This window comes from Bacteriovorax sp. As-1 (genome assembly GCF_058446905.1).
On the sequence record NZ_CP184341.1, the window covers coordinates 2852423 to 2878390 of the forward strand.

Annotated in this window: 25 protein-coding genes; 13 read left to right on the forward strand and 12 right to left on the reverse strand. The window is 41.7% G+C overall.

Translation table 11 applies throughout. The features are described from left to right. Positions 1 to 25: 25 nt before the first annotated feature. The 4 genes from ACN20O_RS14600 to ACN20O_RS14615 are packed head-to-tail and all read right to left on the reverse strand — an operon-like array spanning position 26 to position 2603. Complete coding sequence (locus ACN20O_RS14600; RefSeq protein WP_491634650.1) at positions 26 to 592, reverse strand: RDD family protein; 567 nt, start codon at positions 590 to 592, stop codon at positions 26 to 28. 19 nt (positions 593 to 611) lie between these two features. Further along, complete coding sequence (locus tag ACN20O_RS14605) at positions 612 to 1064, reverse strand: DMT family transporter (protein WP_491634651.1); 453 nt, start codon at positions 1062 to 1064, stop codon at positions 612 to 614. A 1-nt stretch (position 1065) separates the two neighbouring features. Then, positions 1066 to 2271, reverse strand: a complete 1206-nt coding sequence (locus ACN20O_RS14610) for a class I SAM-dependent rRNA methyltransferase (protein ID WP_491634652.1) — start codon at positions 2269 to 2271, stop codon at positions 1066 to 1068. Beyond that, the gene (locus tag ACN20O_RS14615) at positions 2271 to 2603 is read right to left on the reverse strand and encodes a hypothetical protein (protein ID WP_491634653.1); all 333 of its coding nucleotides are present in this window, start codon (positions 2601 to 2603) and stop codon (positions 2271 to 2273) included. The genes ACN20O_RS14610 and ACN20O_RS14615 overlap by 1 nt, the downstream gene beginning before the upstream one ends. 127 nt (positions 2604 to 2730) lie before the next feature. On the opposite strand from ACN20O_RS14615, the gene ACN20O_RS14620 reads away from it, so the two are divergent. From ACN20O_RS14620 to ACN20O_RS14630, 3 genes are all read left to right on the forward strand, one after another. Then, a complete protein-coding gene (locus tag ACN20O_RS14620; protein ID WP_491634654.1) occupies positions 2731 to 3633 on the forward strand; it encodes a hypothetical protein in 903 nt (300 codons plus the stop codon). 97 nt (positions 3634 to 3730) lie between these two features. Continuing rightward, positions 3731 to 5413 carry an energy-dependent translational throttle protein EttA gene (gene ettA / locus ACN20O_RS14625; protein ID WP_142409685.1) on the forward strand — a complete coding sequence of 561 codons (1683 nt, stop codon included), beginning with the start codon at positions 3731 to 3733 and terminating at the stop codon, positions 5411 to 5413. Positions 5414 to 5415: 2 nt separating this feature from the next. Continuing rightward, positions 5416 to 6561 carry an aspartate kinase gene (locus ACN20O_RS14630; RefSeq protein ID WP_491634655.1) on the forward strand — a complete coding sequence of 382 codons (1146 nt, stop codon included), beginning with the start codon at positions 5416 to 5418 and terminating at the stop codon, positions 6559 to 6561. Here the strand turns inward: ACN20O_RS14630 and ACN20O_RS14635 are convergent. Next, positions 6551 to 7657 carry an ATPase, T2SS/T4P/T4SS family gene (locus tag ACN20O_RS14635; protein ID WP_491634656.1) on the reverse strand — a complete coding sequence of 369 codons (1107 nt, stop codon included), beginning with the start codon at positions 7655 to 7657 and terminating at the stop codon, positions 6551 to 6553. The genes ACN20O_RS14630 and ACN20O_RS14635 overlap by 11 nt on opposite strands. Continuing rightward, positions 7650 to 8804, reverse strand: coding sequence for a secretin GspD/PilQ domain-containing protein (locus tag ACN20O_RS14640; protein ID WP_491634657.1), 1155 nt, complete (start codon positions 8802 to 8804; stop codon positions 7650 to 7652). The genes ACN20O_RS14635 and ACN20O_RS14640 overlap by 8 nt, the downstream gene beginning before the upstream one ends. Positions 8805 to 9015: 211 nt before the next feature. Between ACN20O_RS14640 and ACN20O_RS14645 the strand changes: the two genes are divergently transcribed. Then, complete coding sequence (locus ACN20O_RS14645) at positions 9016 to 9183, forward strand: hypothetical protein (protein WP_158649600.1); 168 nt, start codon at positions 9016 to 9018, stop codon at positions 9181 to 9183. Between the two features lie 52 nt (positions 9184 to 9235). On the opposite strand, the gene ACN20O_RS14650 is transcribed toward ACN20O_RS14645, so the two are convergent. From ACN20O_RS14650 to ACN20O_RS14665, 4 genes are all read right to left on the reverse strand, one after another. After that, positions 9236 to 9538 (reverse strand): hypothetical protein, encoded by a 303-nt coding sequence (locus ACN20O_RS14650; protein WP_491634658.1) that lies wholly within the window; start codon positions 9536 to 9538, stop codon positions 9236 to 9238. Continuing rightward, the gene (locus ACN20O_RS14655; protein ID WP_491634659.1) at positions 9522 to 10004 is read right to left on the reverse strand and encodes a hypothetical protein; all 483 of its coding nucleotides are present in this window, start codon (positions 10002 to 10004) and stop codon (positions 9522 to 9524) included. The genes ACN20O_RS14650 and ACN20O_RS14655 overlap by 17 nt, the downstream gene beginning before the upstream one ends. 81 nt (positions 10005 to 10085) lie before the next feature. Next, a complete protein-coding gene (locus ACN20O_RS14660; RefSeq protein WP_491634660.1) occupies positions 10086 to 10781 on the reverse strand; it encodes a hypothetical protein in 696 nt (231 codons plus the stop codon). Between the two features lie 58 nt (positions 10782 to 10839). Further along, a complete protein-coding gene (locus tag ACN20O_RS14665; protein WP_102243113.1) occupies positions 10840 to 11019 on the reverse strand; it encodes a hypothetical protein in 180 nt (59 codons plus the stop codon). Positions 11020 to 11174: 155 nt separating this feature from the next. Between ACN20O_RS14665 and ACN20O_RS14670 the strand changes: the two genes are divergently transcribed. From ACN20O_RS14670 to ACN20O_RS14680, 3 genes are all read left to right on the forward strand, one after another. Then, on the forward strand, positions 11175 to 11816 hold the full coding sequence (locus ACN20O_RS14670; protein ID WP_491634661.1) for an SPOR domain-containing protein: 642 nt from the start codon (positions 11175 to 11177) through the stop codon (positions 11814 to 11816). An 8-nt stretch (positions 11817 to 11824) separates the two neighbouring features. Beyond that, positions 11825 to 12901 carry a mannose-1-phosphate guanylyltransferase gene (locus ACN20O_RS14675; protein WP_491634662.1) on the forward strand — a complete coding sequence of 359 codons (1077 nt, stop codon included), beginning with the start codon at positions 11825 to 11827 and terminating at the stop codon, positions 12899 to 12901. 199 nt (positions 12902 to 13100) lie between these two features. Beyond that, positions 13101 to 15536, forward strand: a complete 2436-nt coding sequence (locus ACN20O_RS14680; RefSeq protein ID WP_491634663.1) for a hypothetical protein — start codon at positions 13101 to 13103, stop codon at positions 15534 to 15536. A gap of 270 nt (positions 15537 to 15806) precedes the next feature. Here ACN20O_RS14680 and purE read toward each other — a convergent pair whose 3' ends face one another. Together purE and ACN20O_RS14690 are read right to left on the reverse strand one after the other, a co-directional pair. Next, positions 15807 to 16316 carry a 5-(carboxyamino)imidazole ribonucleotide mutase gene (purE, locus tag ACN20O_RS14685; RefSeq protein WP_491634664.1) on the reverse strand — a complete coding sequence of 170 codons (510 nt, stop codon included), beginning with the start codon at positions 16314 to 16316 and terminating at the stop codon, positions 15807 to 15809. Then, complete coding sequence (locus ACN20O_RS14690; protein ID WP_491634665.1) at positions 16313 to 17458, reverse strand: 5-(carboxyamino)imidazole ribonucleotide synthase; 1146 nt, start codon at positions 17456 to 17458, stop codon at positions 16313 to 16315. The genes purE and ACN20O_RS14690 overlap by 4 nt, the downstream gene beginning before the upstream one ends. Before the next feature lie 116 nt (positions 17459 to 17574). On the opposite strand from ACN20O_RS14690, the gene purF reads away from it, so the two are divergent. Genes purF through ACN20O_RS14720 form a run of 6 tightly spaced genes read left to right on the forward strand, consistent with a single transcriptional unit; the run spans position 17575 to position 25965 of the window. Beyond that, positions 17575 to 19083: an amidophosphoribosyltransferase gene (purF, locus tag ACN20O_RS14695; RefSeq protein ID WP_491634666.1), complete on the forward strand. Its 1509-nt coding sequence runs from the start codon at positions 17575 to 17577 to the stop codon at positions 19081 to 19083. Positions 19084 to 19086: 3 nt separating this feature from the next. Then, positions 19087 to 20235 (forward strand): phosphoribosylaminoimidazolesuccinocarboxamide synthase, encoded by a 1149-nt coding sequence (locus ACN20O_RS14700; protein WP_491634667.1) that lies wholly within the window; start codon positions 19087 to 19089, stop codon positions 20233 to 20235. Then, positions 20232 to 21524 (forward strand): phosphoribosylamine--glycine ligase, encoded by a 1293-nt coding sequence (gene purD / locus ACN20O_RS14705; protein WP_491634668.1) that lies wholly within the window; start codon positions 20232 to 20234, stop codon positions 21522 to 21524. The genes ACN20O_RS14700 and purD overlap by 4 nt, the downstream gene beginning before the upstream one ends. Further along, the gene (gene purN / locus ACN20O_RS14710) at positions 21521 to 22099 is read left to right on the forward strand and encodes a phosphoribosylglycinamide formyltransferase (protein WP_491634669.1); all 579 of its coding nucleotides are present in this window, start codon (positions 21521 to 21523) and stop codon (positions 22097 to 22099) included. Before purD ends, purN begins: the two co-directional genes overlap by 4 nt. Before the next feature lie 9 nt (positions 22100 to 22108). Beyond that, positions 22109 to 25195, forward strand: a complete 3087-nt coding sequence (locus tag ACN20O_RS14715) for a phosphoribosylformylglycinamidine synthase subunit PurL (RefSeq protein WP_491634670.1) — start codon at positions 22109 to 22111, stop codon at positions 25193 to 25195. Continuing rightward, entirely contained in the window at positions 25195 to 25965 is a 771-nt protein-coding gene (locus tag ACN20O_RS14720) for a phosphoribosylformylglycinamidine synthase subunit PurQ (protein ID WP_491634671.1), read from the forward strand. Before ACN20O_RS14715 ends, ACN20O_RS14720 begins: the two co-directional genes overlap by 1 nt. Positions 25966 to 25968: the final 3 nt, after the last annotated feature.

A 25968-nucleotide genomic window follows, 5' to 3' on the forward strand; every position in this document is an offset into this window, starting at 1 on the left:
CTCCATTATGGAGGCTTTTTTTTATCTATATACGGCTTAAGTATTCTTCTTTTTTCTTATTATACTCTTCTTCTGTCAAAATGCCTTTTTGATAAAGATTATAGAGTTCTTCCAGTGATTGCCCGTCAAATTTTTTCTCTACATGAATGTCAGAGTGTTTATCTGTGGCAAAGATGATTTTTGATTGGGCCACAAAGATTTGCCAGAAATCGTTTTCAGCAAATTTTTCTTTTACAACAATCGTGTCGGCCACGATATCGTGAAGGGTTTGGTTTTTGTCTGAAAAAAGGGCCATGAAGTAACCGGCACATAAAAGAGCGCTGGAAATAAAACTCATCAGGTTTCTGATGATTGAGTCTTTAATTGTCAGCTTTCTTCCGTCTGGTTTAATGACGGCAATTCCCAGGAGGGCCTTACCTGGAGTGGCACGTAGAGGAGAAGTTTCAAAAGCTACATGGTAGTAAGTTGAGATAATGATCCATAAAACCTGAGGGAAAAACGGAACAATCATCAGAATCATGTAAACGATCCAAAGGATGAATCCATCTATACATAAAGCGCCAAAGCGTCTCCAAAATCCACTATAAGTCATAATATCTCCCAGGCTGAACCTAATTTTTAGAAAGAGTAATTAAAATAACACTGACTAAAGCGCACAAGATTCCGGCAAATTTCATCATGTTTACGCCAATGTCTTCAACAAAAATATCCCACACTACACTGGTTACCATTTGGGCGGCGACCAGAAGAACAGTGACTTTTACTGCTCCAAGTTTTGCGAAGGCCAGAGGGATTCCGGTGACGATACAAAAACCAAAAATAGGTGGGAAAATAAACCACCATTTATAAGTTGTCAGTGGGGCCTTGACCTGGAAAAAATCCGGGACAAGTGATGGCACTGATTTTACCAGTGCATAGAAAGCGATACAGATTAGAACTGTCACTGCGTTTGAAATCAAGGTCGCCTGAGCAACTCCGATATGAGTGGCCACGTGACGGTTGATGGTTCCTTGCAGAATTCCCACGCTGCCGATTAAAAGCGGCACAAGCATAATCATGTTCATTTTATTTCCTTTTAAATTCAATCAAAAATCCTTTTAAGTAATCGCCTTCATGGAAACCCTTAAGCGGAGTGCAGTCTTCGTTAAGCTTAAAGCGCTTGCCAATCACAACTCTATTTTTAAATTTAGATGAGTCCACGATGGCCTTAAGTTTTTCTTCAAACTTATTCCAGCTGATGGCGTGAGTGTTAAGAAAAGCAAAAATCTTTCCTTTCTCTTCATCTAAAAGCTCCAGCATTTGCGGCAGGAGAGTCTCATAAGACTTAATAGCATTGGAAACTTTATTCCCGTCGCTTGAAGCACTTGGAGGATCACAGACGATCACTTCGTACTTAGCGCCTTCAGAGATCAGCTTATCCATAGCTCGTTCACTCGGCATACAAAGACTCGAGTGGCATGTTTTATCTAATGTTGGATTAAGGGCGATATTTTCGTCCAGCCAGGCCAGGTATTTTGAAGAAAGATCGACAGAAGTCACTTTCTCAAAACCCATTCCTAAGCAGTACACAGAAAAAGCTCCCGTGTAACTAAAGAGGTTCAGCAGACTTTTTTGCCCTTCTAAATACGGGCGCATATTTTTTCTAATCGCACTCATGTCGGAATAAATCCCGAAGTCGTAGTGTTGATTGATTTTAATTTTGTAATCCAGACCAAACTCAGTCAGTGTAAATTCTGAACTATCTTTACCGTTGATTGAGCGGATAGATTTCGCCTGATCAAAATTTCTTTCCTGCACCCAGATTTCCTGCAGGTGAGGAAGGTTCTCTTTTAAGTTCTCTAATACTAAATCCTCTTTGTCTTTCCAGAAAAGAGCGTAGTACTGAATCATCACTTCATCTTTTAAAAGTTGAATCAAAAGACCTGGAAGTTCATCGCTTTCGCCGTTGATTAAGAAAATATTTTCTCTCTCTTTCATCAGCGGACGGCGTTTATCAATGGCCGCTTTCATGCGCGCTTTTAAAACGTCTTTAAAATCCAGTGTCCACTCAGTTTTGTTTAAGCTCCAAAGCCTTGCTTTAACTGTTTTATGAAGAGGATCGTTGATTAAAAGAGCGACGTCCTGGCGGTTTTTTTCATCCGCACCAATCAGGAAAAAAGCGTCTTTTGGAAAGCGTTTTGTATAAGTGTCTTCGGTGATCCAGGGATGACCGAGCTTTAAGTATTTACATGAGGCCGGGTGGAGATTGACCTTCGGAATTGGTTTGTTCATTAGAGGATTTCTTTGACTGGAAGATCGCTGTCATTAAATGGCTTCAGCACATGAAGCTCATCAATTGTGTCCTCAAGGAGCATCAGCAATTGGTTGGTGACTTTGAAGGGGTCGGTTAGATCGAGGATATTAAAATCCATTAAGCGCATTTTTAAATCATCAGAGATTTGATCGTAAGGATTGATCTCTGTACAGATATCACCCAAGACTTTAATACGCATTTCAAGATAGTCGATTTTTTCTTGAAGAGGATTGTAATCGGCCAGGTCTGTCTGGTTAATACGTCCAAGTTCTGCGATATTTTTTGGGTCTTTTTCTGTGGTGTTCTTCATAGGTAAACTATTGCAAATATGGATTTTATCGTCAATTCAAAAGAGGGGTTTTCAACAATGAAAAACCTACACTAAAAACTCGCCTTCGGATTCATTAGACTTAGAGACTTCTGTTAAGGTCTCCTTCATGATGACAGCATTTTTCGTTTATTTGGGAAGCCTCTTTTCACTGATTTTTTTACCAGAAAAAAGCTGGACTTTTCTGTGGGGAAAAGCTCGGGCGCTGCGCCAGTGGGAGCTTTTTAAAAAGAAACATCCTCCGGGAGAAAAACTTTTAAATTTTCTTCCAGAACTGGAAGCTAAAATGGGAATGGGGGTTAAGACAACAGAGATAGAAATTCCCGAGTACAAATTTTACGCGAAATTATTGCACGAACTCTTAGAGGCCCACCGGAAGCTGGGAGTGAATCTCAAATTTATTTTGCCGGAATTAAGAAGTAACGTGATTAAGGATTTGCAGTTTGAAAAGAAAATGAAGGGCCTCATCCTCGGAGGGAATTTACAATTTGCGGCCATCATTTTTACGACCTGGGGCTTTATTTGGCTTTCTAGTTCTCTGGCCGATTTACCTCTTAATCCTACGAGTCTTTTCTTCATTTTGTGTCTTCAAGTTTTAGCGATCATTGTTTTTAATTTCTCTATTAAAAAGACACAGACTTTGATGTTTAATAAGTTTTCCAAAGTGATGGAAGGACTCTATTTATTTGCGTCTATGTCCGAAGTGGGGATTTCCGCATCCAGAGTCCTGGCCGATTCAAAGGTTTTAGATGGAGATTTAATGCGCTACCGTGAGTTTTCGTTTTGCGCCCAAAGAATGAAAGAGCACGTCCAGCGTTGGAGGGAAAATGGGGTTTCTCCTAAGGCCGGAGTGAGCGAGGTAGTGCGTGAAGTCTGGCATCTACAGGAACTTTGTTTTGAGAAATTCTTAAAAGTGGCCGATTTAATCAAGTTTTCCGTCCTGGCGCTCTTTTTTCTTCCGGCCTATTTCTTTTATCTTTATTCCATTTTTCAATATTTCGTCGTCCAGTGATGGCCAGTTGCATTGTTCCAGTGAATCTCCTTCCAAAAATGCCCTTTTTTAGGTAGAATCATGCCTTCAATCAGTCCCTTTTTTTAGAGGAAAAATCATGTCATACGTGAACGATAAACAAATCATTTATTCAATGAATAAAGTAGGAAAGGTCTACAAGCAAAAGCATGTCTTAAAAGACATCCGCCTTTCATACTACTATGGAGCTAAGATCGGTGTTCTTGGTCTAAACGGTGCCGGTAAATCGACACTGCTTAAAATCATGGCAGGTCTTGATACAGATCACTTAGGTGAAACAACTCTAGCGAAGGGATATACTGTTGGATACCTAGAGCAGGACCCTAAACTTGATCCAGAAAAAACAGTTAGAGAAGTGGTTCAAGAGGGAGCTCAATACGTAGTAGATCTTCTTCGTGAGTTCGATGAAGTTAACGCGAAATTCGGCGAAGAAATGTCTGATGCTGAAATGGATAAGCTTTATGCAAAACAAGCAGACCTTCAGGATAAGCTTGATGCTGCTAACGCTTGGGACTTAGACTCTCGCCTAGACCTGGCGATGGATTCTCTAAACTGTCCTCCTGCTGATCAAAAGTGTGGGGTTCTTTCAGGAGGGGAGAAACGTCGTGTAGCTCTTTGTAAACTCCTGCTTCAAGAACCAGATATTTTACTTCTGGATGAGCCTACCAACCACCTTGATGCTGAAACAGTATGGTGGTTAGAGCGTCACCTTCAAAACTACAAAGGAACAATTATTGCCGTAACCCACGACCGTTACTTCTTAGATAACGTTGCTGGATGGATTCTTGAACTAGACCGAGGTCAAGGGATCCCATACGAAGGGAACTACTCTGGATGGCTTGAGCAAAAAGCAAAACGTCTTGCTCAGGAAGAAAAGTCGGAATCAAAAAGACAAAAATCGCTTAAAGAAGAGTTGGAGTGGATTCGTGCTGCTCCTAAAGCTCGTCAGGCAAAATCTAAAGCGCGTATTGCTGAATATGAAAAACGTCAGCAGGTGCAGTCTGAAGCTCGTAACGAAACCAATGAACTTTTCATTCCACCAGGACCTCGTCTTGGTCAGAAAGTTGTTCAGTTTAATGACGTGGCAAAAGCTTACGGGGATCGCCTTCTTTATGAACACCTGAACTTCGAACTTCCTCCAGGGGGAATCGTTGGTGTTATCGGGCCTAACGGTGCCGGTAAGACAACTCTTTTTAGAATGATCACTGGAAAAGAGCAGCCAACGAAAGGGACAATCTCAATTGGAGACTCTGTTAAGCTAGCATACGTTGACCAGGACAGGACTCTTGATCCGGAAATGACTGTTATGCAGGCCATCTCTGGCGGCCTAGACCTATTAAAACTTGGTGGACGCGAAGTAAACGCACGCGCTTATATTTCACGTTTCAACTTCTCTGGTGAAGACCAAGGAAAACGCATTAAAGAACTTTCTGGTGGTGAGAAAAACCGCGTTCACTTGGCAGCGATGCTTAAGGAAGAAGGAAACGTTCTGCTTCTGGATGAGCCAACCAACGACCTTGACGTAAACACACTTAGAGCGCTTGAAGAGGCCCTAATGGAATACGCAGGGTGTGCCGTGGTTATTTCCCATGATCGTTTCTTCTTGGATAGAATTGCCACTCACATGATTGCTTTTGAAGGTGATCAAGTTGTGTTCTTCGATGGTAACTTCTCTGATTACGAAGAAGATAAGAAAAAGCGTCTTGGTGATAAAGCTCTTATCCCAAGTAAAACTTCATACAAAAAATTAACTAGAGATTAGTCATGAACAAGTGGATTGTCGCAAAATTCGGTGGTAGCAGTGTAAAAGACGCAGAAGCTATGCTTCGTTGTTCAAACGTTGTGGAAAACAACAATGACATTGGAGTCGTTGTGATTTCTGCCACTCAAAATACGACAAACCAATTGGAGTTCATTGCCCGCGCGGGACAAAGAGGAGATGAAGACACTCTTCATTCTCTGATTAATGAACTGATTCAAAGACACTCTAAAATCGCTCACGATCTTTTCTCAAGCGAAGCTGTGAGAAAAGAGCTCGATTTCCTTTTTGATGAAATCAAGTTTGTAGGCGCTGAAATTTTAAAAGAAAGACATTACACTCCCAAGATTATGGACCAGCTCTATAGTCTTGGTGAGCGTATTTCTTCACTTCTGGTTTCAGACCTTATCCGTCTTCGCGTTCCGGATAGAAAAGTTCTTTTTCTCGATGCCAGAAATGTCATTAAGACGAGTTCTGATTTCCAGAAAGCTGAGCCGCAGATTGATGTGATTGCTGAGAAGGCCCGTGAATTAGTGATCCCGCACTTAAATGCAGGAGGGATTGTTGTTACTCAAGGCTTTATTGGAAAAGATCTTCTGGGCAATACGACTACTTTAGGAAGAGAAGGCTCGGATTATTCGGCCGCTCTTTTTGGAGAGGCCATCGATGCATCTCTCGTCCAAATCTGGACAGATGTCGCGGGGATTGCAAGCTCTGATCCTCGTTTAGTCAAAGATGCTAAATTCATTCCTACACTTTCTTACGATGAGGCCACGGCCCTGGCGAGCCTGGGTGCTAAAGTTCTTTTTCCCACGACTCTTCTTCCAACAAAGAGAAAAGACATCCCGGTTTTCGTCGGATCAAGTATCGACCCAAGCTTAGGTGGAACGACGATTACTAAAAACCAGGACCAGAAGTTCAAACTTAAAGCGGTGAGCACCCTTCAGAAAAAAGAATACGCCATTGTTTCATTTGTTGGATGCCACTTAGACCAGGCCCAGGACTTGGTGGAGAATCTTAAAAACTCATTTAACAATATCAATGTCGAGTTCTACGACCTGACATCGGTTTCAGTGAGCTTTAAGATTGCGAGCGCTGACATCACGAATGCTCTGCTTCGCGCCCATGAAATCTTAGTCGCTAAATACTAGGGGCCTCATAAAGCCTTTCATAAAAAGGCGTCTCTGATTCTGAGCCAATGACCCGGCAGATTTCAGTGATGCGTTTGTGTTCCAGATGGATGACGTAATCGACGTTTTTACAGACGAGTTTCGTCACCAGTGCAAACGAGATATCTTTTGATTCTGAAAAAAGCGAAAAGAGCAGAGAGATCCTAGAGAGTGCATCTACTGCCGAACTGGCATGAATTGTACTCATAAGTCCCTTATGGCCAGTGTTCATCGCCAGAAGAAAAGGCACCACCTCCGTCGATCTCATTTCCCCGACAATTAAGCGCTCAGGACTCATCCTGAGTGAATAAGCACAATAGTCTTTGAGGGATTTATTACTTTGTTCTTTATTGGCGAGAAAAGATGTCTGGTTGGGATGCTGGTTGAGGATTTCATACGTGTCTTCCAGCACGATGATATGATCTTCGCGCGGGATATGAGCAATCAATGAGCGCAGGAGTGTGGTTTTTCCTGATCCTGTTCCACCTGAAATAAGTACATTCTTTTTTTCTTTCACAATCATTTTAAGAAGCTCACTTGCTTGTGGCCCCAACTGAAAAAGATCAAGCGATGGAGTAGACGAGGGGATCGCTCGCAAAAAAACTTTTGACTTGCTGTTGGCCGAAGTAGAGTAGTGAATCAATGTGGCCCTTAAAGAAAGATTTTTCACTGTCATGTTAAAACTGGCAAAAGGCTCTTTAAAGTTCCAGCTGATTTGTGACTTCAAACTCAGCACCTCCAGACTCAGCTGGAAATCTTCCTCTGAAAGATGATCCATTTCAAAAGAGTCTTTCTTATGAAGACCGATGACCTGAACATGGTTAGGTGAGTGAAAAATGATTTCAGTAAAAGGGTGCTCGGTGAAATTTTCAAAATATCTTTGATGATGAACTAACTCAAACCAAGATTTCAAAAAATATATTTCTTCAGGTTTTGCCTCTTTGATATTGAGGTCAATGAGTGTGTCTTTTAAGACGTCTTGGAAATCAAAGCCTACTCCTTTGGTGATGAGTCTGCGGTAATGGTTTTTAAAAAGAATGAGAATGTCATTTTGGTATTCGACCAGGAGTCTATTCATTGTTTTTTACCTCGAGAATTCCAGTGATCATTTTGTAATTGTTTTGTGAGCTTCTTGATTTAAAAAGCTCTCCTAAAATAGGAATGCGGTTTAAAAAAGGCATCTGGTCAACACCTTTGGCGTCTGTTTTTAAAACCACCTGAAAAAGTTGTGTGGCTTCACCTAATGGCACGACTACTGAAGAGCGCTCTTTATTGCCGGAGATGGAGTTGTTGTTTTCTCCGGAGGGTTTAGTGAGTTCAGTTTCGTAATTGATCTTGATTTTATCTCCTAAGTTCTCCAGTGTGACTTTGACTTTTAAACCGGCAAACTGCCAGCTGGTATTGCTGACTCCTTCTTTACTAGTGGTGACATAGGGAATGTCGGCCCCTATTTGAAATTCAGCAGGAGACTGCGGACGGATAAGCCCGGAAGGTTCGGCCAGAGTGTTCATCACTACTTTTTTCTGACTAAGGAGAACGGCATTTTTTTCGACGATCTTATTGAGAGGAACTTTTAAAAGTTCTCCTAGAGTTGTGCTCAATTGTTCAAGTCCCAGGCGCAGTTCTTCTCCGTCAAGTTGCTCGAGTTGAATGAGTTTGAGTTTAAAAGAGTAGTTGTTTCCTAGTTTTTGATTGTTGATTTCCAGGAGAGTGACTTTGTATTTTTCACTCAGGTGTTTTTTCAGACTCTCACCAATCACTTCATTAGAGGGGATAAGGCACGTGATGTCTGAATACAAAACTTTGCAGGAGACGGAGTCTTTGTAGTCGTTAAAAAAAAGCTGATAAATATCCGCCAGGGCCTCTTTTTTAAGTTCGCGTGAAAGATTGGCCTCATCCAGGATCATGTCGTTGTATTGGGCCTGAATCTTTTTATACTGCAAATACTGCTTGAGACTTCCCAGTTCTCCGCTTACTTTAAGGTGAGGGATTTGGACCTGGGTTTCCAGTCCCAAACTGTGCAATAGTTGCGCAAGGTGTAAAAACTTAGCTTCCTGGGCCTTGGAGATTACAAAAACTTGATGCTCTTTTGGAAGAGATAGGCCCTTTTCCCAGATTAGGACTTCACTAGTTCCAAGTTTTGCACCGCGAATAATCAAGGTCTTGTCCTTCTCATTGAAGCGATAACTCAGGACCTCTTTGTTGCCGATGTTGAATTTCTCCAATGAAGGAAGGGCAAGGGTTATGGATTGCCCTTTGGAGAGGACAAAATCCTCAGCGTATGAGGCTTGAATCAGGGAGAGAAAGACAAAGATTCCTTTGACACATGGTCTGAAACTGGGTAAAAAAGAGGGCTTAAAGTTTAGGTTTTTAAAACAAAGTAAATTATTAGTGTTGATGCCGTTTTTACTTAAGCGGTTATAGAGGAGTTGTCCGATGGTTTCAAGAACATGTGTAACTGAAAATAGAAGAGCAAGAAAAGCAAAGAACGCTGGTTCAAAAAGAAAAGCAGCTAACAGAAATAAAGGAACGACACCAAAGTTCGCTATCCACTTAACTGCTGAAACTGCTCCAAAAGCAAAAACTGCTGCTAAAACTAAATAGTTTTGGATATAAAGGCCGAGGCTTTCGTCTCGGCCAGAGTTTTTCTTCTTCATTAGTTTTCCTCCATTTCTAAAAACACCCTAAGAGTCTTTTCCACTACAAATTTATTCATTTTCACAATGTCGAATTCCGCGTTTTCTTTTAAGCATAAATGCATAATCGCATCCGAGTCTTTGGCGCATTCATTGGCGATATTCCTGATGGTGATGAGCTTTCTGGGGATGTTAAACTTTTCCTGCAGCACTCTAAGCACCATCTGAGCTTCTTCCTTAGTCGCTTTGTTTTCCACCAGTATCACTTCGCGGGCATAAAGAGTTGAAGAGAGCAGCAAACTTAAACTACAAATTAACTTCATAACGAGACCCTCTAAAAGCTGGCCTGGACTTTTTTGTCTCAGGGATTTCAATATAAGGAATGCCTACCATTTCCTGATTTAAATTCTCACTGACTTTGTGAATATCTGTGTTGGCGATTTCTATCTTGAAGTAGGTGATGTCGTTTTCTTTGCGGATCTGCTCATGCAAAAAGGCCTTGCGGGAGATGAGTTGATTGTCTTTAGTGTAGAGAGTGACGATCGTCTCTGGAGATTCCAGTGCTTCTTCACTAAGCATGGCCGAAAGTGGAAGCACCATCACCTGATAGTTGAGGTGAAGAGTTTTGTTATTCTTTTTAATTTTTGTCTCTTCTTTTGTTTGCAAACATAGAAGAGCGACCATGATGTTGGTTAAAGCGATCGTTAGAAGGAGTTTAAATTTCTCCTTGTGTTTTTCCTCTTTGGTTTTTTTGATTTCCTGCTCTAGCGTTGAGCTTATCCCATTCATGCTGAAACTCCTCCTGCACCAGTTGGTGCTCTTTCACATAGATCTTATGAATAGACAAAAGGCTGGTGATGATCAAAAGAATTAGAGAAACCCAGATAAGCATTTCAATTTCGAAAATCCCTTTGTTGCATATTCGAAAGTTTTTATTTTGAGATTGGGTTTTAACGGGCCTTCGGCCTCGAATTCGGTGAGTAGGCAGAAAGCTTTTTCCTCTCTGATACCTTGAGGTTTTTTGTAAACGACAGCTCTCCATTTCGGACTCCTTAGTATGGTCGTGGCATCGGGGTTTGTTTGTAAGAAGAAGGCCTGGATAGTTTTAAAGGGAAAATTTTTTAAGTAAGAAAAAGGACCGTTGATTCCTTTGCAGTATTTATTCTTTAGTAAGTTTTTCAAATAGAGGAAATGATTTAGATCCCGGGCCATTTTGATGGCCTTAAAAGCGGCCTTTGCCTTAGGGGTGATTAAACCCGCTATGTAGAGACTTCTTAAGGCCCAGTTGAATTTTGCCATGCTGTCGATATAGCTTTGGGTTTCGACATTGAGAGACTGAAAACAGAGGTAGGTGTCTTTGCGATAGTGCGCTTCTTTGAGTTCAACCTTCATTTTAAGGGCCAGGTACATAAAGAGAAAAGAGAAGATGAGCGTTAGTGAAGCACCCATTAAAGTGATGCTTCCTTTTTGGTCATTTTGTTTATTATGAAAAGAGCGGGTCTTATGGATAAATCTCTGCTGGACTTCCTCCAGTTTTTTGTCGGCAGTAAAAAGCACGTCGGTCATAAAAATGCCCGACGTAATAAGAACACTAAAGGAGATAATGTAGACCAGAATCATAGGACTACTTGTTCTTGATGTTTTCGACGATGGATTTTTTCATGTCCTCCACGCGCTCTTTAATGACGCCACCGAATCCTTTAACTGCGGTGATGCAGACGATTCCCACCAGACTGGAAATGATGACGTACTCCATGACTCCCTGGCCCTTTTGGTTTTTTGTGAGTTTTTTAATTGTTTTCATAGTTCCTCCTGTTTTCGTAGGGGCAGATTTGCAACAAAGAGGCCCACAAGTTGTGTTGAAAGTGGGTTGAGTAGAGCTAGGGAGGTGGTCCAAACAATGGTCTGCGGTAAAAAAAGTCCATTGCAACCTCCCGGGATCGCGTTTAAAATTGAGTCATGGATTCAAAAACTAAATTGTATGTCTTTGCGAAGAAGGAAGTTGCTTTAATTTTCATTTTCATGATTCTGATTGCTGTTACCTCATTTGTATTAGGGGTAAAGATCGGTAAGAACTATTCATTGGAAATGGCCGGCATCACTAAAGAAGACCAGAAGAAAGTGGTTGAGCTTCTTTCAAACAAAGAAGAAGAGCTCTCTCGTATTAAAGCGAATCCAGAAGCTAATACAGTTGAAAGTTCAGACATCGAAAATAAACTTCAAGAAAAAATCAGTGAAGAGTTTGGCGGTGGTGCCACCCAGTCAGCAGGTCATGGCAACATGAGTGTTGAGCATGGTGGAGCAGCAGCTCACGGAGAAACAAAAGCAACTCCGGCAGCAGGAACTAAAGATACGTTAAGTGGAAAATACACAATCCAGCTGGGAAGCCACAGGACTTTAAAAGAGGCCGAAGCTTTCGCTGAAGGTTTCAGAGCAAGAGGCTACAACCCAATCATCAACCAGATCGATATCAAGGGCAAAGGAACGTGGTACCGAGTAAGTCTTGAAGCTTTCAACACGCCTGAAGAGGCAAAAGCTTACGTTGCAAAAGAAAAATCTCTTTTCATGGGACAGGACTATACCATCATCAAGATGCCGTAAGGGTCCTTATGAAAAAATCTTATAATCTCTATTCTCTTATCATGGCCGGTGGGAAAGGCACGCGCTTTTGGCCCGAGTCTGTAGAGAAAAAACCAAAACAATATTTGAATTTAATCAGTAGCCGCAGTCTTTTAGAAGAGACACTCATGCGCTTTGACCGCTTTGTTCCAAAAGAAAAACGTTTTGTGGTGACCACTCAAGAGCAGGAAAAACTCTGTAAAACTTCGAGTAAAGGCAAAATCAATAAAAGTGGAATTATTTTTGAGCCGACAGGAAGAAATACCGGGCCATGCATTCTGATGTCGTTGGCCAGCCTTTTACAAAAAGGTGTAGATCAGAATGATGTCGTGGCCATCGTTCCCAGTGACCATGTTATCTTGAATAAAAAAGGTTTCCATTCGACAGTAAAAAAAGCGGCGGATTTCTCCCATAAAAACCAGCAAATCGTAACCATCGGAATCACACCTCATTTCCCGCATACGGGATTTGGTTATATTCAAAAAGGAAAGCTGCTTAATGAGGAAGCTTTTAAAGTGTCCCGCTTTAAAGAAAAGCCTCACTATGAATTAGCGACAGAATACGTCAAGAGCGGACAGTACTTGTGGAATGCAGGGATGTTCGTAGCACCGGTGCGCGTTTTTCTGGAGGAGTTTGCTGAGCATGCTCCAGAAATGTATAAACACTTCGATGCTTTAATGAAAGCGACAAAAAATCCGACACAGATGAAGAAGGTTTATCAAAAACTTCCAAGCGATTCGATTGATTATGCCATCATGGAAAAATCAAACCGCATTGCTGTTATGCCTGCGATGTTTGACTGGAATGACCTGGGTTCTTGGGATGCTCTCTCATCAGTGATTGATGAGACTCACGGAAACACTGTCGTTAAGTCAGATGGAGAGTTCTTCTTAAATTCTACTGACAACGTTATCTTTGCTCCGGATAAATTCGTCGCTTTAATCAATATGGAAAAACATATTGTGGTGGTGAATGATAAAGTCACTCTAGTGGCCCCGGTGAAGGATGCACAAGAAATTAAAAAAATTGTGGAATACTTGAAAAAAGAAAGGCCTGATTTAATCTAATGGCCTCTTTTATTGGCAGTCCTTCTACGTAAGGAGACCCTTATGGTCCCGCAGGAGTGGTTGAAATCAGAGGCCCCGGGTCACACAGGACAGTTAACTGACTGATTTCCCTGCTGCCAATCCTAAAAAATTCCGTTTATCTAATAAAATACTATTTATAAGTCGCATTCATTTTCCACCAAGTGATGGGGATATCTTTATGAAGATTCTAAACACTCTATGTATGGTCTCACTTCTTACGTCCAGTGCATTTGCCGAGCCTACGCCGACAGGGGCTAAGCCGACATTCACCAATAGTGAAGGGAAACCATTCACTCTTTATTATATAGATGGAACTCCAGTTCCTGCAGGTACGAGAATGTTTATTACCGGTATTGGAGTGAATCTTTTAGTTAATGATAAAGGAGAGACAATAGGTACTGCTTTTAACACTCCTGAGGAAGCCCAAAAAGCAAGAGACGCTAAACCCGATTGCAGTGGCGCCGTGTTTGGGCCAGGCCCTGGCGGAATTCCTGCGGGATGCCCTGGAAGCTCTAATAGTGCCTCAAATGGAAATACGACAGAAGTGGATGAAGACGCCTATAACAAAAAAGTTTATGAGCTTGCTGTGGTGTTATCAGGAGCAAGTGAGATTGGAGCGAAATCTTGTAAAGGGGCAGGAGATGAAATGCCTGGCTCCCTTGCGAACTGGTGGGGAGCTATCAAAAGTTACGCCAGTGGGGAGATTGCCCGCGATAAATTACTCAATGAGCGCATTGCCAGTTTAGAGCAGAAAATGGGAGAGCTAACAAAAGGTGATGGTTCTACATTGCAAGTTGATTCCATTCAATTACAAATTGATACAGTCTCGGCAAGTATTGAAAGTGTGAATGGTGAAAATGGACGCATTCCACTTCGCGAAAAATTAATTCTTGCTGCTTTAAAATCAACAGAGGCAAACAGCAAAGAAAATACAACGACGATGGAAGCGTATTTCAATCTCCGCGATAAGGCCTTTGCTTCATCATTAGAAGTGGCGAAAGCTGCGTGTGAGAGAAAGAAGAAAATTGAAAAATGTGAAACAGATGAAGAAGGAAATAAATCATGTAAAGTGGTTGAAGAAAAAGACCCGGTTCCTGGTTGTGAAGTTGTTCAGGAGCAAATCCCGGTTATGAAGGCTGGGTCTCTTCAGTCGTATGGAGAGGTTTATCTCTCAAAGATGCAGAGTGAGGCGCTCAACGATAGAATGCAAATGTTTGCAGACTATTTAAAAGATACGATGGCCGCATTGCCAAGATCAAATGACTCAAACTATGACTGGTCATCACCCATGGAAACAGCTTTTACGGCGATGGAAAAAGCACGCAAGAAATCCGGTGCTAAATGTCCAGATGGAGAAAGTGCTCTGGCCGAAGTTGAGAAAAATGAAAAGAGTGAAACAAAAACTGAGTTAAGCGCAAATGCTAAAAAAATTGTTGGAGGCGCAGGCGCCTTCATGGAGAAGCTGGGAATCGGTGGAAACAAGGATGCGATGAAAGGTTATATGGAAGCCTGGAAAGCTGCTGATGCAGTCATAGGTCAGGCGGCCAATCGACCAGAGTACTTCGACTACGTGACAGAAAAAACTAATGCCATTTTGGAAGCAGATAGAGTGAAGCTGCAAAATCTTCTTGCTGCGAAATCGAAACTAGAGACCTACCTGGCAAAACTTAAAAACGCTCTTGCTAACGGAGCTTCTGGGTCTGGGGAGAAGTCGAGCTCTGTTTCGAATGCAAAACAAAATGAGGCTCCGGCAAAACTCGCGCTTGCTACTCAGAGTTTGCAGCAAGTCAGTGCAGCCAATGTGGGAGCTGTTAATCAAGGCGGAGCGCTGATTAATGCCAATGCTACAGCTGTGGCGATGGGAGATCAAAAGTCGTTATCACTTTCCACTGTTGCTGAAACATCTTCATCTGGAATCGGGCTTTCATCATCTTCTGGAAGCTCGTTTAGTTCAGCTAAAATTTCGACAGGAGATGGGCTGAGTTTAAGTGGAGCTTCAATGGCGATAGCTAAAAAGTCTCTTGCCAATATTTCACAAAACCAAAAAAAGATTGCAGAGAAATCAAACTCAATTCTTCCGACTTCGACTCCAAATCCAAATCCAACAACTGGAAGCAAAGAGAAAACAAAGATTGCTAATCCTGCAACCTCTTCGAGCTCACCGGTTAGTGTGGTGAACAATTCATTCGGTGAAACGATGAAAGGTTCATTTGAAAAGTTTAGTAGCACTGAAGGAGCATCAGAGGCCTACAAGTCGGCTTCTTTAGGTGGAAGCCGTTATGAGAGTTCTGGTGGATCATATGGGTATTATGTGGGAGGTTCATCAGGTGGCAGTTCATCGGGAAGTAAAACGGTAACTGAGAAAATGTTAGGGCATTCAGCTCCACCTAAGTTCTCCCACAATACTGCTCCGGCAAAAGCGCCGGGAAGTGAAGCCACTTCTCAATACAAAGAAGCTTCTAATGATTCAAGAATCCTCTCGCAAAGTATTTCAGCTAAGAAGTTCAGAAAGAAAGACGAGTATGATGCTACAGACTCAGACTCACTTTTTGAGCGAGTGACGAAGGCCTACATCAGAAACTATGAAAAGGTTGAAGAAGAGCGCGAGCGTTAATGGACGTATGCGCCCTGGTCAGTGTGCACTGGGGGAACTTCGTATTTAAAATACTCCGCATGGGGAGCGTGTTCAGCAACAGGTGCGGGAGGCACTCAAAATAGGACATCTGAATGTCTCTTTAGTACAAACTCTGGAACTCAGACTAGAAATGGTCAATGCACATTTAAGTATTGTGATGGGGAGTTCGCTTACCCTTATTACAATAGTTGCACGGGCAATAGATCAGACGTGATGCCTTACACTGATACCTATGTCGGATGCTTTTAATTACTTTGATTTTTTTAGAAGCTTATTGGATTCTCTAACGTCTTGACTTTGCCTCTGCCTGAAAGTTTCAATTTTCCCGGCGAGATTTTCATCATTCATTGAAAGCATCTGCACGGCAAGTAAACCTGCATTGCTGGCATTTCCAATTGCTACGGTGGCCACAGGAATCCCTTTAGGCATTTGCACGATTGAATAAAGACTATCAATTCCTTGAAGGGTTTTAGAAACTACTGGAACACCGATCACAGGTAGAGTTGTGTAGGCCGCAGTCATTCCTGGAAGGTGAGCTGCACCTCCGGCGCCGGCGATAATGATTTTTAATCCATTCGTGCGGGCAGAGATCGCAAAGGCCCTCATTTCATCAGGAGTTCTGTGTGCTGAAAGGATTTGTTTTTCGTAGGGGATTTGAAAGGCCTCTAAAACATCACAGGCCTCTTTCATGGTCGGCCAGTCAGATTGGCTTCCCATAATAATGGCAACGAGAGGCTTTTGATTTTTAGATTTTTTCATAGTGTATATCCCGATTTTAATTTTTTAAGTGTTTCCATCATTTCTTGCGAGTCTTCGCCTAAAAGAGTGAAGTGACCCATCTTGCGTCCTTTTTTAGAAAAACGTTTTCCGTAGAGGTGAAGATGGCCGTCTTTAGTATTGAGAAAATCCTTTAGTGGATTTAGTTCTGCCACTTGCTCCTGTGTTCCTAAAAGATTGAGCATTAAAACAGAAGGAGTTCTAAGGTGAGCTTTTCCCAAAGGAAGATTGAGCACACTTCTGACATGATTGTGAAACTGCGAGGTGATGCAGCCTTCGATTGAGTAGTGGCCACTATTGTGAGGGCGCGGGGCCGACTCATTTAAATAGAGAGTCCCGTCCTTTGTCAGGAAAAATTCAAAAGCAAAAATGCCGACAGCATTGATAGTTGTCATGGCAAGTTGAGCGGCCTTTTTAATTTGCTCTTCTATGTCGGCAGAAATATCGGCCGGCACACTGACGAAGTGACAAATATGATTTTCTTGAATGGTGTGGGCAATGGGGTAGGTGATGATTTCACCGTCCCTATTTCTTGCCACCATGATCGCAAGTTCTTTTTCGTAAGGGATAAAGGCCTCGACTAGTAAGTCGCCTTTTAGGAGTTTAAATTTTTCTTCTAAATCCTGCGCTGACTTGATAGTCGCATTTCCATAACCATCGTACCCACCTTTAGAACTTTTAAGGACGAGAGGGTAGTTGTAAATTTCAGCAAAGCGAGCGACATCATCAGGTGAAGTCACTTTCTTAAAAGGGACAACTCTGATTCCAGCATTAGCAAAACTTTCTTTTTCGCTAATCTTATCGCCGATCTTTTTAAATGTTTTTGAATTAGGAAAAAGTTTTCCCGGAAACTTCTCATCAATACTTTCTAAAATGTGTTGATCAATAAATTCATTTTCTAATGTGACCACATCACAGGATTGGCAGAAGTTGAGAATGGCCTCCAGGTCGAAAAAGTTTCCTTTAAATGTTTTTGTTGCGACATGTTCAGCAGGTGAGAGGTGTTTTTCAGTACAATAAACGTGGGTTTGGATGCCGAAAGTATTTGCGGCGAGGCATGTCATACGGGCCAATTGACCGCCTCCTAGGATTCCGAGAACTGTGCTTGAAGTTATCTTATTCATAGTTAAAAAAATCATGCCCGAAAAAAAATTTAATGAACATCAAAGATTTTGGTGGCCATACCTGATAATAATAATTAGTCTTCTTAATGTCATCTATAAGTTTTACTAATTAATCGGTGAGAATTGCGATGTGTGGAATTGTTGGAGTTTTCGGAACTCCCTATTCAGTCCAAGAAGCTTATCAAGGTCTGCTCCTTCTGCAGCACCGAGGACAAGACGCCGCCGGAATTCTAAGTTTTGATTTCAATACAAAAAGTTTCCACCAGTATAAAGACTTAGGTCTTATTAGCGATGTATTTGTGCCTTCAATCTTGGCGGGATTTGAAGGCACTATGAGTATCGCTCACACCCGCTATGCCACTGTTGGTCCCAAAAATCCTATTGATTCAAAACGCGACATTCAACCTATGACCATCAATTATCCTCACGGGATTGGAATGGTTCATAACGGAAACATCGTTAATTACTTCGAGTTAAAAAAATACGTTCAGGAAGAAAAGAGAAGACACCTCTTCACTAACAATGACCTGGAAGTCATGCTCAATATTCTTTCAGACGGGCTTCGAGAAAAGAATGTGCCTAATCACTTCGATCAATTCCAAGCGGCCGTTAAAACATTGTTTGATACAGCTAAAGGTGGGTTTTCTTCTGTTGGTCTTCTTGCCGATAAAGGTTTTTTTGCTTTTAGAGACCCACATGGACTTAGACCTCTGATCTTAGGAGAGAGAAAACTTTCTGAAGAAGAAAAGGCCTTGCATCCAGGGCATTTTGGAAAGAGCTATTGTTTTAGCTCAGAATCCAATGCACTTAATTTCCTGGGTTATGAAGTTATCCGCGACCTGGCCCCGGGAGAAATTATTTTTATCGATCAAAGCGGAGAGATTTTTTCTTCGGTTGATTATTCAAAGACTAAAGGAATCGCTCCGAAGTCTTGTATGTTTGAATGGGTTTATTTTGCTAACCCAGAAAGTGTTATAGAAGAAAGAAGTGTGTACTCTGCACGCTTAGAGTTTGGGAAAAACCTGGGCGAAGAAATTAAAGAGCTCATAAAGAGCGGCGAGATTTCTCCTGATATCGTCGTTCCAATTCCTGAAACCAGCCGCGTGGCCGCAATCAGCTTAAGCGAAACACTAAAAATCCCATACCGCGAAGTTTTAATTAAAAATCGTTATATCCAAAGAAGTTTTATCCTTAATACACAAGAAAGCAGAAAACGTGCCGTGCAGTTAAAGCTCACAGCGATTGCCAGCGAGATTAAGGGGAAAAATATTTTATTACTCGATGACAGTATTGTCCGCGGGACGACGTCTAAGAGAATTATAGAAATGGTGAAAGAGGCCGGAGCAAAAGAAGTTTATTTTGCAACCACATGTCCTCCCATCAGGTATCCATGTTATTACGGCGTGGATTTTCCAGATCCAAAAGAACTGGTGGCCAGTGATAAAACAATTGAAGAAGTCCAATCGTATCTTGGCGCTACAAAACTTATCTACTTATCAACTGAAGCTACTAAAAAAAGTATTGGAAAAGAAAGTCTGTGCATGGCCTGTATCAATGGTTGTTACCCTGTTGATATCGCTAGTGCACAGAACTTCCAGGACATGAGAAGTCTACATAGGGAGTAATACATGACACAACTACCACCTGTACTGTACCGTGGATCGGTGAAAAATGTCAGGGGGGAAGTGTCTGCAAAAGATTTACTCTTTGAATTCTCTGATCGCTTTTCGGTCTTTGACTGGGGTGAAATGCCGGATGCCCTGGATGAAAAAGGAAAAACTCTGGCCGTTATGGGGAAGAGCTTTTTTAAACACCTGGGAAATCCTGCAAGCTGGGAGAATTTATTTCAAGCTCCTTCATTATTAAATAACTTTGACCCTGATTATTTAGAAACACTATCGCATTCATATCTTTATAAGAAACTTAAGACTTTTGGTTTATTTCACCATGCTCTTTTAGAAGAGCGCGAGATTGAGCTGAATTCACCGTACTTAAAAGTTAAAAACATTTCAGTCCTTCGCCCTCCAATGAATGGTGAAGTTTATGATTACAGTGTTTATGAAACAAAACCAGTGAATGCTCTTGTTCCACTAGAAGTGATTTTTCGCCTGGGATTACCTCCTGGTAATTCACTTTCTAAAAGGTTAGGTAGCGATCTAGCTAAATGGGAAACTTACGGTTTTAACGAAGTTCCTCAGATGGGTCTTTTGAAAAAACCAGTGATTGATTTTTCGACGAAGCTTGAAAGAGGAGACCGCTATATCGACTACAAAGAGGCGATGGGAATCTCTCACATGAACGAAGCTGAATTTAGCGAGCTTCGTGAAATGACGGCGCTTATTGCACTTAATCTCTTTAAGTTTCATGCAGACATGGGACTGACATTATTAGATGGAAAAATTGAAGTGGCCTTTGTTCAGGATATCAAAGGCAAAAGATCATTTATGCTGGTTGACTCCATTGGAATTGATGAGCTTCGGCTGCTTTATAAAGGAAAGAGCTTCTCGAAGGAATTCTTGAGAGAGTTTTATAAAAAGAGTTCTTGGTATGACTGTTTAGAAGCGGCCAAAAGAGATGCAACTATTTACGGTGGAGACTTTAAGTCGCTCTGCCAGGAAAAATATCAATCTACACCTCTTCCACTTGATGAATATACAAAAATGAGAGCTGAGGCCGTTTACAAGTCCTACGCTAATGAAGTTTCAAAACGAATCAATGGCGTGGGGGTCTTTGGTGAAGAATTTAATTTAAGCGAATACAGCACGAGGTATATGTGAAAGTTCTAGTGATCGGAAGTGGCGGTCGCGAGCATGCTTTATGCGACCACTTTTTGGAGTCAGAGCTGGTAAGATCAGTGGTGGTGACTCCTGGAAATGCAGGAATGAAGGAAACTCTTCCTGAATTAAAAATAGAAAATATCAATGTAACTGATAGTGAAGGGCTTTTGCGCCTTGCCCTTCGTGAAAAGATCGATTTGACCATGGTTGGTCCTGAAGCTTCTCTGGAGTCTGGAGTGGTCGATCTCTTTCGCGAGAACAATCTTTTAATTGTCGGTCCAACACAAAAAGCAGCACAAATAGAGTCATCAAAGTCTTTTGCGAAAAAGATTATGCAAAAGTACGGTGTGCCGACAGCGGACTATCAGGAATTTTTTGATGTTGAAGCGGCCCTGCGTTTTGCTGAAGAATCTCCTATGCAAAAGATGGTCGTAAAGTGCGACGGCCTTGCCGCTGGTAAAGGTGTCGTTGTTTGCCAGAATAAAAACGAAGCCCGCATTGCCATTCTTTCCCTGATGAAAGAAAAGCTATTAGGCGAAAACACCAATCATATTATTATCGAAGAGTGCCTGGAAGGAATGGAAGTCTCGGCGTTCGCTTTATGCGATGGAGAGCGCTTTACCTTTTTAGGAACAGCTTCAGACCATAAACGCTTGAGAGACAATGACCGTGGACCTAATACGGGCGGTATGGGGGTTTTTTCTCCAGCAATAATTGTCTCGGATGAAGAACAAGAGTGGATCAACCAAAATGTTTTTTCTCCGATGATGGCCGGAATGAAAAAAGAAGGGACTCCTTTTAGCGGGATTCTTTTTGCCGGGCTGATGAAAACAAAAACAGGTTTTAAAGTTTTAGAGTTTAACGCCCGTTTTGGTGACCCTGAAACTCAAGTGCTCCTTCCTTTATTAAATGAAGACTTAATACCTTGGCTTTTAAATTCAGCTAAGGGTGAGCTTCCAGAAAATAAAAGCATCGAAAGAAAAAAAATGAAGGCCATCCATGTGGTCATGGCCGCTCATGGCTATCCCGGAACAGAAGGTGTTGCCGTTAGAAGCGGAGACAAAATTCGCTTTTCTAAAACATTTAACCTTTCATCCTATGACTATTTGTTTTTTGCCGGTGTCTCTAAAGAAAAGGGAGAGCTTAAAACAAAAGGTGGGCGAGTCTTGGGAGTGACAAGCTTAGCTGAGACTTACACTTATGCCCGCGCGAAGGCCTACGATTATGTTGAGCAAATTCACTTTGATGGGGCCCAATACCGCAGTGACATTGGGAAATCACTACTATGAAAAAAATCGCCATCCTTGCTTCAGGTTCGGGATCAAATGCAGAGGCCATTATGAAATGGGCCAAAGCTTCAGGGCAGTCCGAAGTGGTGTGCGTTTTAAGTGACAGGAGAGAGGCACGCGTTTTAGAGCGCGCAGAACGTTTAAATGTTCCTGCTCTTTGTGTCAGAAAGAAAAAACTTGAATCAAAAGAAGATTATGACCAGAAGCTGATTGTCCGTCTGGCCGATTTTAATCCAGACTGGATTGTGCTTGCTGGTTATATGAAGCTTTTAACTCCTAAGTTTCTCCACGTCTTTAGAGAGTCTGGAGTGAGGGTGATTAATATCCATCCCTCGCTTCTGCCTCTTTTTCCGGGGAAAGATGGTTATGGTGATGCTTACCGCGCTGGTGTGACTGAGAGTGGATGCACGATCCATTATGTTGATGAAGGGATGGATACTGGAGAGATTATTGCTCAAAAGAGATTCCCGCTTATATCAGGCGAGACCCTGGAAGAGTTTAAGTCTCGTGGTCTTTTAATTGAAAACGCTTTTTACCCACAGATTTTAGAAAAACTTTTGACCAATTCATTATAGGGATTTTTTATGAGTTATGTTTACCGCTTTGAAATTTATCCTGATCTTTTTAATTTAAAAAAGGTTACAACGGGTGAGAGGGCACTTAAGAGCTGGTTTCAAGCTTATATGCAGATTTCTTTTAAGCATATTTGGGAAGTCCGTTACTTTTTAGTGGAAACCAAAGAAAAAGTCGAAAACATGGAAGCGCTGGCCGCTGAAGTTTTCTGCGACAGCGTGACTGAAGTTCTTTTTTCTTCAGAATCAAAAAACCAGGAGCTTTATCATTCATGGCTTAAAGAGCGCGGTTTTTCAAATCCGTGTTTAATTGATGTCGGCTTTCGTCCGGGAGTCACTGATAACTCGGCCCATGCAGCACTAGAGGCATTAAAACTTTTACCTGAATTAAAAAAGACCTCAATGAAAGTTTCAAGTGGAGTGATGTACTTTGTTGAAGGTGAGGGACTTGAAACTAAAAAACTCACTGAACTGACTTATGAAAAAATGGCCAACTTTCTTTTGCACAAAGTGACTGTCACCATGACGAGTGAGCTTGTCTATAATGAGAGACTAAAAAACATTGATTTCCCGAACGTGCAAATCACAGCTCAGGATTCAATGGATATTGATCTCAATGTAAGTGAAGCCGAGCTTCTTAAATTAAATCAAGAAAATTGCTGGGCGCTTTCACTTTCAGAAATTAAGCATATTAAAAACCACTTTCAATCACTAAAAAGAAACCCAACTGATGTGGAGATGGAAATCATCGCTCAAAGTTGGAGTGAGCACTGTAAACATAAGATCTTTTCTTCTGAGATTACTTACAGCGAGACAAATCTACCAAAAGGAGTAAAGCCACTAGGAGATTTAAAGATTAAAGGGATTTTTAAATCCTATATCCGTGGGGCAACGGAGAAAATTAAAAATGAAAGAAAACTTCCATGGCTTGTCTCTATCTTTCACGACAACGCCGGAGTTGTTCGTTTTGATGACAAGATGGATGTGTGTATTAAGGTTGAAACTCACAACTCGCCAAGTGCTCTTGATCCATACGGAGGAGCGCTTACCGGGATTTTAGGTGTTAACCGCGATATCTTAGGGGTTGGTGTAGGAGCAAAACCTATTGCTAACACTAATGTGTTTTGTCTGGCAGAAAATAAATACTTCCGTGAAAACGAGATTAAACTCCCCCTTCTTCTTAAGAACCCGGATCGCATTAAAGAAGGTGTTCACTTGGGAGTTCAAGACGGTGGGAACAAAAGTGGAATCCCAACAGTGAATGGGGCCTTTGTTTTTGACCGCGATTTCGTTGGAAAGCCTCTTGTTTTCTGCGGAACGATCGGGGTTATGCCTCAAATGGAAAACAATAAATCAACTAGTCTTAAAGGCCAGCGCCCAGGGGACTTGATTGTGATGGCCGGTGGGCGAATTGGAAAAGACGGGATTCACGGAGCGACTTTTAGTTCAATGGAGCTGGTTGATGGCGTTCCTGCTTCGGTTGTTCAAATAGGTGACCCGATTACTCAAAAGAGGCTTTCAGATTTTCTCATTGAAGCGAGAGTGAAAGGACTTTTTAACAGTGTGACTGATAATGGAGCAGGTGGACTTTCTTCAAGTGTAGGAGAGATGGCCCAGGCAACAAATGGTGCAGTGGTTGACCTGGAAAAAGCATTAGTGAAATACCCGGGACTTTCTCCTTTTGAATTAATGGTTAGTGAATCTCAAGAGAGAATGACATTTTCTGTTCCTCGCGAATTAGAAAGAGAGTTTCTGGCCTTGGCCGAAAAAAGAAGTGTAGAAGCTTCAGTGATTGGTGAGTTCACAGAAACTGGTTTTTTAAAGGTTAATTACCATGGAAAGACAGTGGCGAATCTTTCATTACACTTTGTGCATGAATCGCTTCCTCCAATGGAATTAAAGGCACACTTTGATTTAGGATCAAAAAGTCAGCACTGGATTAAAAAAGAAATTAAAAAAACACTTCTTCCAAAAGAAAATTATAAAGAAGTTCTTCTTTCACTTTTTAAGACTCCAAACATCAGAAGCCAGGAGCACCTGGTTCGCCGTTATGATCATGAAGTAAAAGCGGCAACGATTGTTAAACCTTACACTGGATCAAGTGAAAAAGGTTACTCAGCTCCAAGTGATGCAGGTGTTGTTTGGATGAAACCTCACGGAGGAGGAGCAGACAATGCTCTGGCAATTTCTTGTGGGATTGCTCCAAAATTATCAGAATACGACTCTTATCTTATGGCCGAGTTTGCTTTAGATGAAGCTGTCAGAAATGCGGTTTCAAGCGGGGCCAATCCGGATGAGATGGTCTTAGTTGATAACTACTGCTGGCCTGATCCAATTGAATCAGAAAGAAACCCAGATGCGAAGTTAAAGCTTGCCCATCTAGTGCGTGCTTCTCAAGCGCTTTATGACTTATCTCTTGCTTATGGAATGCCATTTGTTAGCGGTAAAGACAGTATGAAAAATGATTTTATCGGTGCGATGGATAATGGAGAGAAGGTTAAAATCAGCGTTCCTCCGACAGTTCTTGTGACAGCGATGGGGCGAGTGCCGACTTTAAAAGCAGTGACTACGTCAGAAGCGAAAAAAAGCGACATGTTGATTTATCTGATTGGAAGCAAACTGACAGATTATCAAACGGCCTTTGAACTAAAAGAGTTGTATGAAGATTATAAAATTGAATACCCACTTCCTTATATCAATGGAAAAAAACAATTAGACCTTTACCGCTCACTTCATAAATCGATGAGAGAACAGCTGGTTCAAAGCTCTCATGATATTTCTGATGGAGGAATGTTAGTTGCCCTTGCCGAGACTCTTATGGGAACGAGGTTTGGAGCAGAGATTGATCTTAAGGGGATTGAGAAAAAAGACCTCATGGCCTTTTTCTTTAACGAAGGTTGCGGGCGCTTTATTGTGACCGTCGATAAAAAAGACCAAAGAGAATTTGAAGAAAATCTTTCAGGACATATCTTCACCAGACTAGGCGAGACGACTGACACAGGAGTCTTAAAAATAAATCTTCAGGGAGAGACACTTTTTGAAGTGAGCAATGATGAATGCATGAGTCATTACAAAACAGAAGTAGAGGGGAAGCTATAATGAATAGACAACAGATTAAAGCGCTTATCCTGACAGGAGACGGAATTAACTGTGAAGCTGAAACGGCACTGGCCTTTACTGAGTTAGGAGCACAGGCTGAAATCATTCACATCTCTGATTTGATTGAAAAGAAAGAAAAATTAAAAGAGGCCCAGATTCTTGCTCTTCCTGGAGGATTCTCTTTTGGAGATGAAATCGGATCAGGTCAGATTTTAGCACTAAAACTAAAGTACGCCCTAGGCGATGAACTTAAAAAATTTGTTGAAGAAAAGAAACTGGTGATTGGAATCTGTAATGGATTTCAGGCCCTAGTGAGACTTGGGCTTCTTCCAAAACCATTCTCACCAAGAACAATGACCCTGACCCACAACCGTCAAGGGCATTTTATCAACCGCTGGGTTGACCTTGATGTTCCAGTTTCTGAGTGTGTATGGACTCAAGAATTAAAGGGAGAAAAAATCTCTCTTCCTATCCGCCACGGAGAGGGACGCATTGTCTTTAAGGGAGATGAGGCAGAACAAAGATCGATTTATAAAACTCTTAGCTCAAACGGACAGATTGCTCTTAATTACACAAATGATGTCAACGGATCCTTTGCTGAAATAGCAGGTGTGTGTGACCCAAGCGGACTTATCTTTGGTCTTATGCCTCACCCGGAAGCGGCCATTAGTTTATGGCATAACCCAGGCGGAGCGGATAAGGGAGAAGATAAAGGGCTTGGGATTTTTATCTTTGAAAGTGGACTTAAATACTGTGAAGCCAATCTATAAGGG

Bases quoted from the DNA above. Each gene is read 5' to 3' on its own strand.
- ACN20O_RS14715 (WP_491634670.1), top strand. From the start codon at position 22,109: ATGAGTTATGTTTACCGCTTTGAAATTTATCCTGATCTTTTTAATTTA.
- ACN20O_RS14635 (WP_491634656.1), bottom strand. From the start codon at position 7,657: ATGAATAGACTCCTGGTCGAATACCAAAATGACATTCTCATTCTTTTT.
- ACN20O_RS14665 (WP_102243113.1), bottom strand. From the start codon at position 11,019: ATGAAAACAATTAAAAAACTCACAAAAAACCAAAAGGGCCAGGGAGTC.
- ACN20O_RS14605 (WP_491634651.1), bottom strand. From the start codon at position 1,064: ATGAACATGATTATGCTTGTGCCGCTTTTAATCGGCAGCGTGGGAATT.
- ACN20O_RS14720 (WP_491634671.1), top strand. From the start codon at position 25,195: ATGAATAGACAACAGATTAAAGCGCTTATCCTGACAGGAGACGGAATT.
- ACN20O_RS14610 (WP_491634652.1), bottom strand. From the start codon at position 2,271: ATGAACAAACCAATTCCGAAGGTCAATCTCCACCCGGCCTCATGTAAA.
- ACN20O_RS14700 (WP_491634667.1), top strand. From the start codon at position 19,087: ATGACACAACTACCACCTGTACTGTACCGTGGATCGGTGAAAAATGTC.
- purN (WP_491634669.1), top strand. From the start codon at position 21,521: ATGAAAAAAATCGCCATCCTTGCTTCAGGTTCGGGATCAAATGCAGAG.
- purE (WP_491634664.1), bottom strand. From the start codon at position 16,316: ATGAAAAAATCTAAAAATCAAAAGCCTCTCGTTGCCATTATTATGGGA.
- ACN20O_RS14630 (WP_491634655.1), top strand. From the start codon at position 5,416: ATGAACAAGTGGATTGTCGCAAAATTCGGTGGTAGCAGTGTAAAAGAC.
- ACN20O_RS14600 (WP_491634650.1), bottom strand. From the start codon at position 592: ATGACTTATAGTGGATTTTGGAGACGCTTTGGCGCTTTATGTATAGAT.
- ACN20O_RS14675 (WP_491634662.1), top strand. From the start codon at position 11,825: ATGAAAAAATCTTATAATCTCTATTCTCTTATCATGGCCGGTGGGAAA.
- ACN20O_RS14690 (WP_491634665.1), bottom strand. From the start codon at position 17,458: ATGAATAAGATAACTTCAAGCACAGTTCTCGGAATCCTAGGAGGCGGT.
- ACN20O_RS14650 (WP_491634658.1), bottom strand. From the start codon at position 9,538: ATGAAGTTAATTTGTAGTTTAAGTTTGCTGCTCTCTTCAACTCTTTAT.
- ACN20O_RS14680 (WP_491634663.1), top strand. From the start codon at position 13,101: ATGAAGATTCTAAACACTCTATGTATGGTCTCACTTCTTACGTCCAGT.
- ACN20O_RS14615 (WP_491634653.1), bottom strand. From the start codon at position 2,603: ATGAAGAACACCACAGAAAAAGACCCAAAAAATATCGCAGAACTTGGA.
- ACN20O_RS14620 (WP_491634654.1), top strand. From the start codon at position 2,731: ATGATGACAGCATTTTTCGTTTATTTGGGAAGCCTCTTTTCACTGATT.
- ACN20O_RS14645 (WP_158649600.1), top strand. From the start codon at position 9,016: ATGGTTTCAAGAACATGTGTAACTGAAAATAGAAGAGCAAGAAAAGCA.
- ACN20O_RS14660 (WP_491634660.1), bottom strand. From the start codon at position 10,781: ATGACCGACGTGCTTTTTACTGCCGACAAAAAACTGGAGGAAGTCCAG.
- ACN20O_RS14655 (WP_491634659.1), bottom strand. From the start codon at position 10,004: ATGAATGGGATAAGCTCAACGCTAGAGCAGGAAATCAAAAAAACCAAA.
- ettA (WP_142409685.1), top strand. From the start codon at position 3,731: ATGTCATACGTGAACGATAAACAAATCATTTATTCAATGAATAAAGTA.
- ACN20O_RS14670 (WP_491634661.1), top strand. From the start codon at position 11,175: ATGGATTCAAAAACTAAATTGTATGTCTTTGCGAAGAAGGAAGTTGCT.